At 49.2% G+C, this 13,657-nt stretch carries 16 protein-coding genes; 2 read left to right on the top strand and 14 right to left on the bottom strand.

The window, feature by feature from the left end; translation table 11 throughout:
• Positions 1–95: 95 nt before the first annotated feature.
• The 7 genes from DU002_RS08445 to DU002_RS08410 form a co-directional block, all read right to left on the bottom strand.
• On the bottom strand, positions 96–542 hold the full coding sequence (locus DU002_RS08445) for a hypothetical protein (protein WP_114337932.1): 447 nt from the start codon (positions 540–542) through the stop codon (positions 96–98).
• Positions 508–885: a hypothetical protein gene (locus tag DU002_RS08440; RefSeq protein WP_114337931.1), complete on the bottom strand. Its 378-nt coding sequence runs from the start codon at positions 883–885 to the stop codon at positions 508–510. The genes DU002_RS08445 and DU002_RS08440 overlap by 35 nt, the downstream gene beginning before the upstream one ends.
• A gap of 972 nt (positions 886–1,857) precedes the next feature.
• On the bottom strand, positions 1,858–2,316 hold the full coding sequence (locus tag DU002_RS08430; protein ID WP_114337929.1) for a hypothetical protein: 459 nt from the start codon (positions 2,314–2,316) through the stop codon (positions 1,858–1,860).
• A gap of 5 nt (positions 2,317–2,321) precedes the next feature.
• On the bottom strand, positions 2,322–2,894 hold the full coding sequence (locus tag DU002_RS08425) for a TIGR02594 family protein (protein ID WP_199405201.1): 573 nt from the start codon (positions 2,892–2,894) through the stop codon (positions 2,322–2,324).
• A 167-nt stretch (positions 2,895–3,061) separates the two neighbouring features.
• Entirely contained in the window at positions 3,062–3,451 is a 390-nt protein-coding gene (locus DU002_RS08420) for a DCC1-like thiol-disulfide oxidoreductase family protein (RefSeq protein WP_114337928.1), read from the bottom strand.
• A 92-nt stretch (positions 3,452–3,543) separates the two neighbouring features.
• Positions 3,544–3,906, bottom strand: coding sequence for a hypothetical protein (locus DU002_RS08415; protein ID WP_114337927.1), 363 nt, complete (start codon positions 3,904–3,906; stop codon positions 3,544–3,546).
• A 136-nt stretch (positions 3,907–4,042) separates the two neighbouring features.
• Positions 4,043–4,822 carry a glutamine amidotransferase-related protein gene (locus tag DU002_RS08410; RefSeq protein WP_114337926.1) on the bottom strand — a complete coding sequence of 260 codons (780 nt, stop codon included), beginning with the start codon at positions 4,820–4,822 and terminating at the stop codon, positions 4,043–4,045.
• Between the two features lie 220 nt (positions 4,823–5,042).
• On the opposite strand from DU002_RS08410, the gene asnS reads away from it, so the two are divergent.
• Positions 5,043–6,446 carry an asparagine--tRNA ligase gene (gene asnS / locus DU002_RS08405; RefSeq protein WP_114337925.1) on the top strand — a complete coding sequence of 468 codons (1,404 nt, stop codon included), beginning with the start codon at positions 5,043–5,045 and terminating at the stop codon, positions 6,444–6,446.
• 84 nt (positions 6,447–6,530) lie between these two features.
• Here the strand turns inward: asnS and DU002_RS08400 are convergent, their stop codons facing one another.
• The 6 genes from DU002_RS08400 to DU002_RS08375 all read right to left on the bottom strand — a co-directional run bounded on the left by DU002_RS08400 (position 6,531) and on the right by DU002_RS08375 (position 11,946).
• Positions 6,531–7,121, bottom strand: a complete 591-nt coding sequence (locus DU002_RS08400; protein WP_114337924.1) for a hypothetical protein — start codon at positions 7,119–7,121, stop codon at positions 6,531–6,533.
• A 283-nt stretch (positions 7,122–7,404) separates the two neighbouring features.
• Positions 7,405–8,322, bottom strand: a complete 918-nt coding sequence (locus tag DU002_RS08395) for a MaoC/PaaZ C-terminal domain-containing protein (RefSeq protein ID WP_114337923.1) — start codon at positions 8,320–8,322, stop codon at positions 7,405–7,407.
• A complete protein-coding gene (locus DU002_RS08390; protein WP_114337922.1) occupies positions 8,322–8,912 on the bottom strand; it encodes a carboxymuconolactone decarboxylase family protein in 591 nt (196 codons plus the stop codon). Before DU002_RS08390 ends, DU002_RS08395 begins: the two co-directional genes overlap by 1 nt.
• Before the next feature lie 54 nt (positions 8,913–8,966).
• Positions 8,967–9,422, bottom strand: coding sequence for a YaiI/YqxD family protein (locus tag DU002_RS08385; RefSeq protein WP_114337921.1), 456 nt, complete (start codon positions 9,420–9,422; stop codon positions 8,967–8,969).
• Between the two features lie 35 nt (positions 9,423–9,457).
• Positions 9,458–9,904, bottom strand: a complete 447-nt coding sequence (locus DU002_RS08380) for a hypothetical protein (RefSeq protein WP_147271814.1) — start codon at positions 9,902–9,904, stop codon at positions 9,458–9,460.
• 5 nt (positions 9,905–9,909) lie between these two features.
• Positions 9,910–11,946: a S9 family peptidase gene (locus DU002_RS08375; RefSeq protein ID WP_114337919.1), complete on the bottom strand. Its 2,037-nt coding sequence runs from the start codon at positions 11,944–11,946 to the stop codon at positions 9,910–9,912.
• A gap of 227 nt (positions 11,947–12,173) precedes the next feature.
• On the opposite strand from DU002_RS08375, the gene DU002_RS08370 reads away from it, so the two are divergent.
• A complete protein-coding gene (locus DU002_RS08370) occupies positions 12,174–12,974 on the top strand; it encodes a hypothetical protein (RefSeq protein ID WP_114337918.1) in 801 nt (266 codons plus the stop codon).
• A 99-nt stretch (positions 12,975–13,073) separates the two neighbouring features.
• Here the strand turns inward: DU002_RS08370 and DU002_RS08365 are convergent, their stop codons facing one another.
• Positions 13,074–13,622, bottom strand: a complete 549-nt coding sequence (locus DU002_RS08365; RefSeq protein ID WP_114337917.1) for an NAD(P)H nitroreductase — start codon at positions 13,620–13,622, stop codon at positions 13,074–13,076.
• Between the last annotated feature and the right edge of the window lie 35 nt (positions 13,623–13,657).

The following is a 13,657-nucleotide window of genomic DNA, read 5'->3' as shown; positions in this document are numbered from 1 at the left end:
CTAGGCTGGCTGTGAAAAATGAGCCTCTAACCTAGTCATAGGACAGCCTTTTTTCATTGCTATTCAAAATCAGTGCTCCAGACCCTTTGCGCTAATCAAAGTATGCCCCGAACAGTTGACGCGACAATGAATCCGCCAAAATATAGTCCAAACATAACGCTATATATCCCACCAGTAGAAGGTTCATCTTCTTGCTGCCAGCGAATGACTATCAATATGAACGCAACGAACGCTCCAACAACTAACGCCACCCAAAAATGAGGGGTGAAAAATGGCAGAAGATTGAAAAGTACAACCGTTGCCAAGAAAACAAACAAACTAAATGCCCCCGCTTTATCATGTTTTCTTATCACGGGACTAAGCAGCCAACCTAAGCAAATCACGGCATAAACAACATATGGCCAACTACCCCATACTTGTTGCACGATCTCAACAGGAGCTACGGTATCGGTTTTCGGCAATAGAATATCAGAGCTGAGCTCTGAAGCCCCCTGCGAATCACCATTCTCATCGACAAAAATATAGTAACCGAGCAACGGCAAAAATATAGTAACCGAGCAACGGCAAAATATAGCTGCTGAGGATAGTAGAGATAGCGCCACCAAGGCCGCCATATTTGGCTTCGCTGTGCCTGCCAAGCCAAACAATTACGCCAGCAGCGAGACTTTGGGGGATCAGTAGTAGTAACAACAGTGACCAGAATGCTTCTAAGTCAGAAAACGCCGCAAGCGGACAACACATGATAATGAAGCCAGAATAGCTGCCAAACTCATGCTTGAGCGAGCCAACCGAAATAGGTTTATCTCGCAGTGAGTAATCATAAGTACCAGCAACGATTACCAAAATAGTGGCGAGCGCAACTGGTACGTACCCTTCTAGCATCATTCCGTCTTCCTTTGACATTGGGCATCCAAGATGAGGGGCGTAATGTTACTCACAAAATGGCTGAATAAGAAGCCGCTTTACTAAAACTGAATGAGGAGTATGGCACCCGATTAAAGTGTTTTTTGGAACACCACATGGAGTGTCTTTTTCATCACTGTTAAACGGATGTCTCTGCGAAGCCCTACTATATACGATCACTCGCTACCGCTATCGTCACCAGAGAATAGATAGCACAGCCATGCAGGGAGGTATTCACGTCCGATATAGACAAAAAGTAAACCGACGACCAAAACGCCGATTGATTCAGGGATCCCAAAAAGTGGTTCTATGTGGGTATAAAAAATCATGTTTAATAGCCCAATAAGACTAAAGCAAATCCCAACCCAACATACAATCCATTTCATTTTTTGTCCTTATAGACAGATGAAAAATCACATGTTCATCCGTCCGTCACCAAATTCGCATCAGAGGCATTTCTGTAAAAGTTGATGGCAATGAGTCCTTGCCCTAGCTCGTAAATAAACCAGTTTTCATCGCGGTTAACAATCAATCACCCTGACCCTATATTTACTCCTCAGGCGGTACGTAAGTCTGCTTTCTGAAATACCTGCCAAAGAGGTAAACTAAAATAACCACTACGTATAAGATATAAATGCCCTTAAATAATTCTACCTCCACCTCTTCAAGGTAGAACCGTCTCACAATAAGTGGCATAGCCAATACCGAAATCGTTATCCACCAGGTAGCCGCTCGGAACCCCCTGACAACGCAGCGACTTGTCTTACCACTTTGGAAGTGCAGAAGCGCCTCGAAAGCAATCGCTGTCAGCACAGAACTCATGGAGAAAGTTAGAAATAGTAGAAGCATAGTTTCGCCCTTGAGGAGCTATAACGCCGCAGTAAACCAATAACCCTGGCCCATTGCTAACGAGATCCTAACGGAGTCAAAAAACCTCCTACACGCCATTAATACCTAATCACAGTGGCTTTCACTATTATCAATGCCATCAGGCTTCAATTTGGCTTTGGCCGCCTGATGCGCGGCTTTGACTAGCGCTGTAGTCGCGGGAAACTCGGCACCAACGCCTGGCCAATAATAATCACCATTACTTTCACAAAGACTAATTATGACTGGCGCTTCATTAAGGATAACGTCTTCACCTGACTCTACGAACATTCGATAGCTGAGCTCTTTATGGGCTTCCCCCGAGATAGGCTCAATAACCTCTACATTAAATATGTATAGATCCCCCTCGTTAGGGTTTGAAGCCAGTCGGGTCACATTTTTATGTGACACAACTGCGCTGAACGGCGTCAGCAAAATAGATTCGGTTAAAAAATCTCGTTGATTTTCCTCCTGATTTGCACATGCCAAATGACTTAATGACAATAAACCAACGATGAATATTTTTGCCGTCAACCGATGTTTCATTTTGCTTATGCCTCTGTGCTTGCAGCTACTGCAGGGGACGTATAGATGGGCAGCAGACCTGAAGATTCATCAAACGTTGCTGGGACAACGAATGTCTCCCAAACGCTAGCGGGATATCTCGCGATACTCACTTTATTGCCTTGGTTTCCACCTAAAATGAAAAGGTTGTTGCCGGTAGCGCTTTGCCCGACAACAAAACCGACATGCCCGCCTCCAGCTCTACTTTTTATTGCGATCGCACCTTGCACTGGTGCGTTAATCGTTTTACCAAAATCCTTCCAAGACTTGGCTCTAAATGCGTTCTTCACTGGCGTATACCCGTGCTTTTGCATTACCCAAGCAACGAATGAAGCACACCAAGCATTTTTACCGCCTGAATCATCAGTTCCCCAAAATTTTGCTGCAGAAAAATACTGAATGATCTTTGGGTTTGCTTTTGGTCCGGCGACTTCGCTCTGACCTAACTCTTGATAGGCCGTTTTCATCCACGGAGCATAGGAAAATAGTCCTGCTTTTGTCGCATATGCTTGGATCTGCTGTAGGTGGGTAGGTAATTGAGTAGACATAAATAAATCCATTTATTTGTATGTGTTGCTGATTAAATCACTTGAGAACCCCTAGTTCAATCACTTCATATAGGATCAACGACAATGAACCGTTTGATGATGCCGACGGCAGGCGTCTAATCACCAACACCGAAGAAGTAGCATTTGTTCGATATCAATCACTGGCACTAATAACTAGCTTAGCTATCAGCGAGCTTCTTCACTCCTAACAATCGCAACAGCAGGTTGCGTCCTGTGCGCATCATGGGGTAGCAAAGCTTGGCGAGTTTAGGGGATTTAAATAGAAAGAAGTTGAAGCGGTTAAACCAGCCTTTTTGCGTGCTGATCATCGCCATCACGTTAAGCGCATCGGCACCGTGGTAATTAACGCCTTCCAACTGCACCACCATGCCTTCATCAAGATCATAGCCCTGCGCGATTATCTCGCCAACACGGGGGTCGGGTTCACGGGCGGAGAGAGTTTCCAGGCCGCCAAATTGTTGCGACACTCGAACTGCTTGCGCGTAGCGTCGACAAACGGGGCATTCACCATCGTAGATTAACAGTACTTTTGCGGCAGACTTTTCCACACCATGCAATCCTGATTGAGCCAGAATAAGATCAGTGACTGACCATGAAGTTCACACCCGTTAAACAGCTTTGCGCGACGATAAGATCACCGTTAGTTGCCGTTAACCACCACAGGAAACATCAGTAACACGCCAACGATGGAGAGCAAACCCAATAAGATAAGGTTAAATAGGTTGGTATCGGTCTTCCGGCGCATCCGCCGTTTATTAAACAGCATAGAGATAATGCTAAGCCCGCAACACGCCCACAGCAGCATAAAGATCAGATCGCTGAGGCGTGGCAACCATTCAGTGCGTATATCGATCTGATGGTAACGTACCAGGCCGCTATTCATCTCTGGCTTGGCGTATTGCACTAACACCAATACGCCAATGAAGGTGAGCCACCCGGCCAGTGACACCCATCCCACCATACGTGCCCAAATGTCTGGGCCTTTTCTTCTTTCTTCGGTCATTTTGTGGTTCTGCTGCACAAAAACTACGAACACCTAAATTTTAAAATCGCGGTATCTTACATGGTGTTAGACCTTAGATACGATGACCTATCCGGCAAAGTTAAAATTTTTTTGCTAACCAAGGCACTAACACTGCCTATTTTGACCAAGAAGCCGCCAAAAATGCCAGCAACCATTGACCGACTAGCTCGCCCTGATGTGCTTGATGCTGCGCGGCAACCGCCTTACAAAAATTGACTTCACCCACCATCTCTCGGCGCAGCGTCATTAAGGCCAGCAGATAGTCGGCGCTGAACTCCGGATGGCCCTGAAAGCATAACAGGTGCTCCCCCACGCTAAAGGCGGCGATTGGACAAAACTCATTACCCGCCAGTGGGATCGCATCTGCAGGCAAGTATTTAACCTGATCGCGATGACTAGCCAGCAACTGCAATTGTGGCGTGGCTAAGCGGGCAAGTCCTTGTTGTAACGGTTGTGGCCAAGCCTCGGCGGCAGCGCATTGATACGTCATCAACCCGACTCCCCAGCCTTTGTCTGCACGCCCCACCTGGCCACCGATCACCAAGGCCAGCAGTTGATGGCCAAAACAGATCCCCACTGTTGGCCGCTTCTCACTGACCAACTGCGACGCGAACGCCCTTAACCGCACAATCCAAGCATCATCAGCGAACGCATCGGCTTTGCTACCGGTAATCAGAAAACCATCATAGTCATCCAAAGATTTGGGGAACTGTTCGCTGCGCACATCAAAAATACTGATCTGCACAGCTATCTCCAGTGACGCCGCCGCGCCACTGAGTAGCCCATTAAACATCGCACCATAGCTGTGATAGCTGGGAAGCAGTTGCGGATAGAGGTGATCGGCATCCAGAATACAGAGTCGTAGTTCGCGGGATAAACACGCTGTCGCAGCCATAAGGGTTCTTCATTTGGTCTCGAATAAAGCCAAGTTACGCCGCTGAGAACGTAGGGGCAAGCCGATCCGTGATGCCATTTAGCGCCACATCAGCCAGATAAAACCATTCCTGATCAACAGATCAACGCTAATTAAGCTTGTGTTGTGATCACGGCTGGGTAACATAGAGCGTTCGCAAATAATTGCAGACTAAAGCTGACTAATCTGGAGTACCTGTTCAATGGCGCACGCGTCACTCGTTGAAGTCCTCAAAGGCAAATTTTCCGTAGGCTCGGAAGTCGTAGTTAAAGGTTGGGTACGCACCCGCCGTGACTCCAAAGCCGGTATCTCATTTATCGCACTGCATGATGGCTCATGCTTCGATACCTTGCAGGCGGTCGTGCCCAATAATTTGGACAATTACGAGAACGAAGTACTCAAGCTCACTACCGGCTGCAGTGTTGCCATTACCGGGGAAGTGGTTGAGTCACCCGCCAAGGGGCAGGATTTTGAGCTCAATGCCACCGCCGTTGAGGTGATGGGCTGGGTTGAAGATCCAGACACCTATCCGATGGCAGCCAAACGCCACACCATCGAATACCTGCGCGAGCATGCGCATCTGCGTCCGCGCACTAACGTGATGGGTGCTGTCACCCGTGTACGTAGCTGTTTATCACAAGCGATCCATCGCTTTTTCCATGAGCAGGGTTACAACTGGATCGCCACACCAATCATTACCGCTTCTGACTGTGAAGGTGCCGGTGAGATGTTCCGCGTATCTACGCTGGACATGGAAAATCTGCCACGTACTGACAAAGGCACGGTTGATTACGACAAAGACTTCTTCGGCAAAGAGGCCTTTTTGACCGTATCGGGTCAGCTCAACGCAGAAACCTACGCCTGTGCCATGTCTAAGGTATACACCTTTGGCCCAACGTTCCGCGCAGAGAACTCAAACACCAGCCGTCACTTAGCTGAATTCTGGATGGTAGAACCGGAAGTGGCTTTTGCCGACTTAGATGACGCCGCCAAGCTGGCAGAAGATATGCTCAAGTACGTCTTCAAAGCAGTATTGGCTGAACGCGCTGACGACTTAGCCTTCTTTGACCAACGCATCAGCAAAGGCACGATTGAGCGTTTACAGAAGTTGGCTGACGCTGATTTCGTACAGATCGATTACACCGACGCCATCGAGATCCTGGAGAAGTGCGGTAAGAAGTTCGAATACCCAGTCTCTTGGGGTATCGATATGTCATCAGAGCACGAACGCTATCTGGCCGAAGAACACTTCGATGCACCAGTGATCGTTAAGAACTACCCGAAAGATATTAAAGCCTTCTACATGCGCCTAAATGACGACGGCAAGACCGTTGCGGCGATGGACGTATTGGCACCGGGTATCGGTGAGATCATCGGTGGCGCGCAGCGTGAAGAGCGCCTTGACGTACTCGACGCCCGTATCGCTGAGATGGAAGACCAAGATCCCGCCGATTACAGCTGGTATCGCGATCTACGCCGCTACGGCACCGTACCTCACGCTGGCTTCGGTTTAGGCTTTGAGCGCTTGGTCGCTTATGTCACCGGCATGGGTAACGTACGTGACGTGATCGCCTTCCCACGCTCACCGCGTAACGCTGAATACTAAGCATTAAAAATAATAAAAAACGAAGGGCGCCGATTGGCGCCCTTTTTGTTGGCTGATTTTTTGGCTTCCACCAAGCGCCTTAAACTAACTCTTCGTCAGTACCGCACTTTGATCACCCTGATTTTGACCAACTAGAGCAGGAAAACCAGGATGACTAATCACATCATTAATTAGCTGCTGAACAGCTGGAGAAAACGCATCCGCGACATTCTGACAGGCTTCTTTACCGTCATAGCTTGTTTGAAAAGAATAACGAGTATGCACTACATAACCTTCTGACATGTTAGAACGCATTTTCAAACTGATATTCCATGTAGCAGGGGAAACAGATGAGAAGCCAATTGCTGACAATTCCCCTGAAACCTTAACAGCGCTTTTAGCGTCATAAACATTCGCCATAAACAGCTCTGTTTGCAATGCATCAAATATATACTGCGCATTCGTTTTACCAGGTGTCGGCTCAATAGGCGCACCAAGCCTGCAAACCAGCTCGCCTATGGCATCGCTTTCTGTAAACTTATCGAGGCGTATTTCTTGACCATTTTCACCTAATAAGTTTTGTAATCGAATCACATTATTTGTTGAGGGCACATACGCGCTACCAGTCGTATTCACACACCCTGAAAGGGCCACCAAAGCCACAGAAATGGCAGCGCAAGCAAATAGTTTATTCATTGGTTTCCTTGGTTTTTTACCTATATCGCGCAACTCTATATTGAACTCAGAATACCTGTCAACGACAGCAACTTCTCATCGGGTAGATAAGCAAAAACTACTATTGAGTACATTAAAAATCTGGCAGATTTAAACGAATAGACTCAAGGAAAAATCGCGAGATATATACCTTAGTTTCATTCACCATCAACCTTAATCTGATCACCTACCGCCTAAAAACTGATTTCAAGAGACCATTCCATTGTTCAATAAGCGCTAAGCTCTGGCGATAAAAACTCTAACGTTAAAGCAAACAATAATGCCCGCTCAGCAGCGCTGTTCCCTCTTTATCCGTTAACCGAAACTGGCACTCTGCTGCGCTTGGCGCTGCAATATATTCAACAGTCAGCGCGTCGCTGGGTAGCGGTACCGGTCGATTAAACCGCACCGACATTTCACGGATAGCTTGCTGGTGATGGTTTTGCAGCTGTTCGTAACTGCGCACGAAGCTGCCGAAGCCATGGAGCACTTTGCCTTTAAACGGCGATTTCTCAGCCAGCGGGGTTAACCAGTGGATAGGATTAAGATCACCGGTCAGCAGGCCGAATTGCCAGCCGTCATTACTGGCAGCACGCCACTGCCCGGCACTGCGATAGTTAGGCGCCGCCGTACTATCGGTGACAGAGGACTTTTTCTTTTTGTCGGGCTTAGTTAACAAAAACAGCGTTTCTATTTCCGCTTCCACCGCTTTCGGCTGCTCCATACTGCCAATGGTCAAGCGAAACCTTAAACTGGCACGCTGACCATCATCGTTCACCTCTATCACTTCGGAGCGGACGATAATGGCGACATGGCGAGGGATCTGGTGAAACACTTTTACACTGCAACCGCGATTGATCACTTTATGCAACGGGTAACGGCTCAGTTTGAGCTGTTCCGCCGTCACTGGCAGCGCAAATTGGGTAAACAGATGGGGCGGCAGGTCGTCAGCATAGCGGGCTGGATCGGCACCACACCAGCGGCAGTAATGGTTAACCAGACGCTGACTCGGGGGCGGCAAAATACGTTCGACGACCGGCCACTGCGGCGGGTTTTCCGCCGGCCAGCTATCGGGGCGCATGGCACGGAAGGCGATACGCGCCAAGGTCGATAACATGGTGCCTTGTTCAAACAGCAAGGTGGCTGGAACCGTCACCGCACTACCTGTCGCAGGTGTAGCCATCAAATATGCTTCCCTTTGCTCCAACCGTCGGTCGCCAGCAGTTGTTCACCGGACATGACTGCGCCCTCTTCCAGCGTAGTCGCCATACTGTCATTCCAACGATTGAGATAACCAAACAGCGCAATAACGCCCATGATCTCGACGATCTCACCTTCGTCCCAGTGTTCGTGCATACGCTGTTGAATGGCCTCATCAACGGCATTAGGTACCGCTGATGCCGCGATGGTTAAGTCGAGCGCGGCGCGTTCCGCCTCGTTAAATGCGGGGTGAGTTCGGTATTCCCAAATATGTTGCAACTGCGCATCGTCTGCGCCATAACGCTCTGCGGCACGAATAGTATGCGCCTGACAATAACGACAACCCGTGGCATGACTGGAGACATACGCGATAAGCCGTTTGAGCGCACTGGTAACGCGGCCTTGGTTTTCCATCACCGCCATGTTCAGCTGAATGAAAGCTTTGGCAATGGCAGGCCGATGCTGCATGGTCAGTACGCTGTTGGGACAAAAACCCAGTGTTTCATTAAAAAACTCGGCGAGGGCTTTCACTTCGGGATTGGCATCTTGCGCCAAAGGCTGAACAAACGGCATCGGTATTCCCTTGTAATTACTGTTTTATCGATTTTGTAGGTGCACTGACTCGCACTATTGCTTTGGCATGATCTGGCGCAGTAGGCTGTCTAAGGCGTTAGCAAACTGTTGTCGATCCGCCTGGTTCATCGGCGGTGGCCCACCCGTGTGTACGCCACTGCTGCGGATCTGATCCATGAAATCACGCATATTCAGACGTTGACGAATATTGTTGACGGTGTAGCGCTCGCCGCGGGGATTAATGGCATGAGCCTTGGCTTCAATCACTTCGGCCGCTAGCGGGATGTCTGCGGTGATCACCAAGTCCCCTTCATCCAGCTGCGCAACAATGTAGTTGTCTGCCACATCAAAACCACTTTCTACCTGCACTGAGCGAATAAAACGCGACGGCGGCGTTGGCAGGTATTGATTACTCACCAATATCAGCGGCAGCTCTACCCGCTCTGCCGCACGATAAAGGATCTCTTTAATCACTTTGGGACACGCATCGGCGTCCACCCAGATCTGCATCTTATCTGTCCTTTTTTACAGCAATGCCAGTGGCATCAACCTAAGCTTTTTAATACGGGCAACCACCAATCGTACTGATCGTCTCTGGAAAAACTGCGCTCTAACACTGGCAATATTTCCTGATCCAACGTGCCGTTAGCCAGATAGCTTTGTAGTAACTTACAGCTCTGCATCGTCCAGGAAAACGAATTGGGATACTTAGCTAGCACGGGAGAGCACAACAGCTCATCCTGTTTCACCGCATCGCGATGCACCACCACGTTCAAAATGTCGTAGGCCAACATGTTGCTATAGAGGTTGGTATGCACGATAGCGCCTCTATCAAGCTGGGAAAACGCCTCCTCATAATGACCATCTTCCACGAGATCTTGCCAATCATCACGCGCACAGGCGCCTGCTCCACCGGGAAATGCAGAGATTAAACAGCAACCGGTCAGCATCGCCGCGAGCACAAGGCTCGCGGCGGCCTTTAAGCTAGCCATTAGGCTCACTTACTATTCTCCTGATCTAGGCTTTCAGCATGGGGCAGCTCATGAGGTGGGATCGCTTTACCGTCGCCCTCGCCTTGCAGATAGAAATCCATCCAACGCATTAAGCGCAGGCTGTAATCATACTGTGCAGCCGCTTTACGATTGCCGTGGCCTTCGCCCGGATACCAGACAAGCCGCACAGGCGCTTTATTGAGGGTTTTCAAATACCGATACAGCTCTAATGACTGCGATGGATGGACACGAGGGTCGTCTTTACCATGCATGATAAGTAGCGGTGTACGGTGTTTTTGCGCGTGATATACCGGGCTACGCTCCAGCATGTCTTGCCAATGTTCCCACGGCCAGCTGCGGGCATGTACCAGATACATCTCGTTTGGAATATCTGTGGTACCAAACTTGGAGATCAGATCCGACACACCAACAAACATCACGCTGGCAGCAAAATGTTCAGATTGTGCCGTAGCACCCCATGCCGAGGCATAGCCGCCATAACTGCCACCGGTAATGCCCGCTTTATCGTTGTCGACTAAGCCTGCTGCAACCAACGCTTTCTTGGCATCAACCAGATCATCAAACTCTTTACCGGCGTAATCGTTCTGCCCAAGCATGGAGAATTTCACCCCTTTGCCCGTGCTGCCACGATAGTTAGGGAAGAAACTGACATACCCTTTGGCTGCGGCGACCTGTGCAGGATTCGAATATCGGTTCACCCAGCCATTAGAGATATGTGCTTCAGGGCCGCCGTGAACAAACATGATCAATGGGTAGCGTTCACCTTCCTGATAGTTCAGCGGCAACACCAGCACACCGCCCAATGGCAAACCATCACGAGCGTTATAGGTAAAGGCTTTTTGCTCGGCCAGTTCCGCCTCTTCCAGCCACGGATTGCTCTGGGTCAATCGTGCCACATCAGAAGCGACATCGGCTTTCAGGTAAAGCTCATTGGGATGAACCGGTGTGTCACCAATCAGCGCGATCTGGCCATCACCATTGACAGAAAAACGGTGGAATATCGCTTTCCCAGTAGGAATAAGCGTACTTTGACGTTGGCTATCGATATTGACCATGCCCAGAGTCGATTCCACCCCTTCATGACCAACATAGAGCGCCTGCTTATCGGTGAGCCAGCCAATTGCTTTGACATGCCCCATATAGTCAGGCAACAACTCTACTGGCTTGCCGCCTTTCACATCAGCGAGATACAAACGACCATCGGCGGGATCATGAATGCTTTCAGAGCCAATAAACAACAGGTGCTCGCCAGATGGAGACCACTCAGCCGTACCCATTTTGCCTTCGTGCACAATAGCCGCTAACAGCTTGCCCTGATCATCAGTGATCTTAAGGGTGCTCTTCATGTAGATATCGTCGATCGATGAATTGGGTGACACTTTGAGTAACCAACGGCTACCATCAGGGCTGAACTTGGCAAACAGCACATTGTCCTGACGCTCAATCATGCTCGCTTCGAGCTTTTCCTGGTTCAGGTCCAGCTTCCACAAGCGCGCTAATTCGCGTTCTTCCTCATAGACCTGCGCCTTAAAGCCTTTGGTTTTCAGCTTTTTATCACTGCCCGGTTTCTTCTCTCGCCCGACAAACAGGATCGTCTGCCCGTCAGGTGAAATATCATACTCACTGATATTGCGGCTGTGCTCATACAGCGGCTGGGCCTCGCCACCGTCGACAGGGATAGACCAGAGGGAAACAAATTTTTGCTCGCCGCGTTTGGCCAGAAAATAGAGGGTTTTACCATCCGCTGACCATTTCAGCCGTTTGACCACCACTTTGCCGGTAATAAAGGGACGCTTTACGCCCGCTTCATCGGTCATATAAAGGTGGTAATAGGGTTTGCCATCATCATCTTTATAGACGGTTCGCGGTACCTGCAGCACATAAGCGATCTCTTTCCCCGCCGGTGATGCCGCCTGTTCAACCACCCGTTGAACTTTGCTTAGGTCTTCCAATGTTAATGGCGCGGCCTGGGCCAGCGAAGTCCAACAAAACACCAGAAGTAACCCAATTATTTTAATCATTATCTTCCCCTGTCAGTGATTAACAGCAACTGTTCCGCGCTTAGTCGCGCATTACTGCAAGATAAAAGCTGATTGGCCAAGACGCCACTCGTTAAACGGCTCTCGAGCAAAATAGTAGCAAGCCAACATGGAAAAAAAATGTTCCGCCATGTGACTAATCAGACAGTTATACCAATTGATAGTCGATGGTACACTGAGCGAACCTGATTTTCCCGATGAGAGTCTCAATGTCTTTTATTACCCAGTTTCGTATCGTCGTTGCATCACTCGGCTTCATCACGGCCTTACCCTTGATGGCTGAAAATGCAGTCGAACTCCCCATGCCCAATTGGCAACTGATCGCCTCACCTGCTGCAGGCGAGATTAAATATCAACATCTGAAAGAGTACGATGATGAGTTGCTGCTGCTTACCGGTTATCTAGACCATGGCGCGGCTTACGCTGAACTGGTAGATCGGGGGCACAACGAGCAACGGATTAACTTGATCACTGCGACACTGCGTCCCTACGCACAAACCGATCCTCAGGCGGAACAGCTTTTGGCAACCATGGCCCATTGGCGCGCCTTTGCCAAATTCCAAACAATGATGGAGCAAGTGGGTGATAGTCAGGATCCAGCGATCCGCGAACAGTTAATGAGCACCTATAAAGCGGCGTTAAACTCCCCTGAAGAGCAAAGAGCGCTGCAAGATTTTCAAAATGGCTGCGACATTGATAATTACCTGCCAGCTTGCCTGTCCTATTTGGCCAGTCTGAACGAGCAAACCATGTTGTGCATTATGGATACAGCAGGATGCAGTATTATCATGCAACAGTTAGCGCACACCGAACAGCAACTGATTAAAGTGGCCAGCACAGATTATGAAAGTGCCGATGTAGCGACCACGCTAAAACCAGAGTTAGCTGCGATTATCGCTATGGTTTACCGCGGTGACTTGCTACCTATTCCGCCACAGGCCATTAGCGAATTTGACTTCCCAAGGGATGATCAGCAAGCGCAAGCTTGGCAGGCAAAAGCGGAGCAATAACCCGCTGTTCAGCAGATAAAGCAAAATAAAAAAGGCAGCCCAATGGCTGCCTTTTTTATGTCACGCTTTGCTACGAAAGAAGCTAAGCAGCGAACACTATCAGTAATAGGTGAAGAAATCGTCGCTATGCAATAAAGGCGCAGCCGGAGCCTCTTGCGCTACCGTGCCTAAGTAAAGGAAACCAACAATCTCTTCATCGGTGCCCAAAGAAAATGCCTTTGCCACATCAGGGTGATGAGAGAGTTCACCGGAGCGCCACATGGCGCCAAAGTCTTGCGCAAACGCCGCTTGTTGCATCGCCATCATTGCACAACCGGCAGACAAGACTTGCTCTGAACGGGGCACATTGGCATGGGGTGTTGGTGACGCAATACCGACAATAATCATCGGCGCACGCAGAGGCATCTGTTTCGCGCGTGCGATTTTGTCTTCGGGCGCGCCGGCTGCAGTAGCAATATCAGCAAATAACTGGCCTAAGCGCGCTAAACCATCACCCTCTACGATAACGAAGCGCCACGGCTTTAAGCGACCATGATCAGGAACGCGCAATGCCGCCTGAAAAATGTTCTCTAAAGTCTGCCCTGTGGGTGCAGGTGCTTTAAGTTTCGGATGAGAACAGCGGTTAAGAAGAAGATTAATTACATCCATGGCAATTCACCAATCATTAAACTAGGGGGTCAAGG

It is taken from the genome of Corallincola holothuriorum (assembly GCF_003336225.1).
Taxonomy (GTDB): domain Bacteria; phylum Pseudomonadota; class Gammaproteobacteria; order Enterobacterales; family Neiellaceae; genus Corallincola; species Corallincola holothuriorum.
The sequence above is the reverse complement of the archived record's forward strand: the minus strand, read 5'-3'. Positions and strand labels throughout refer to the sequence as shown.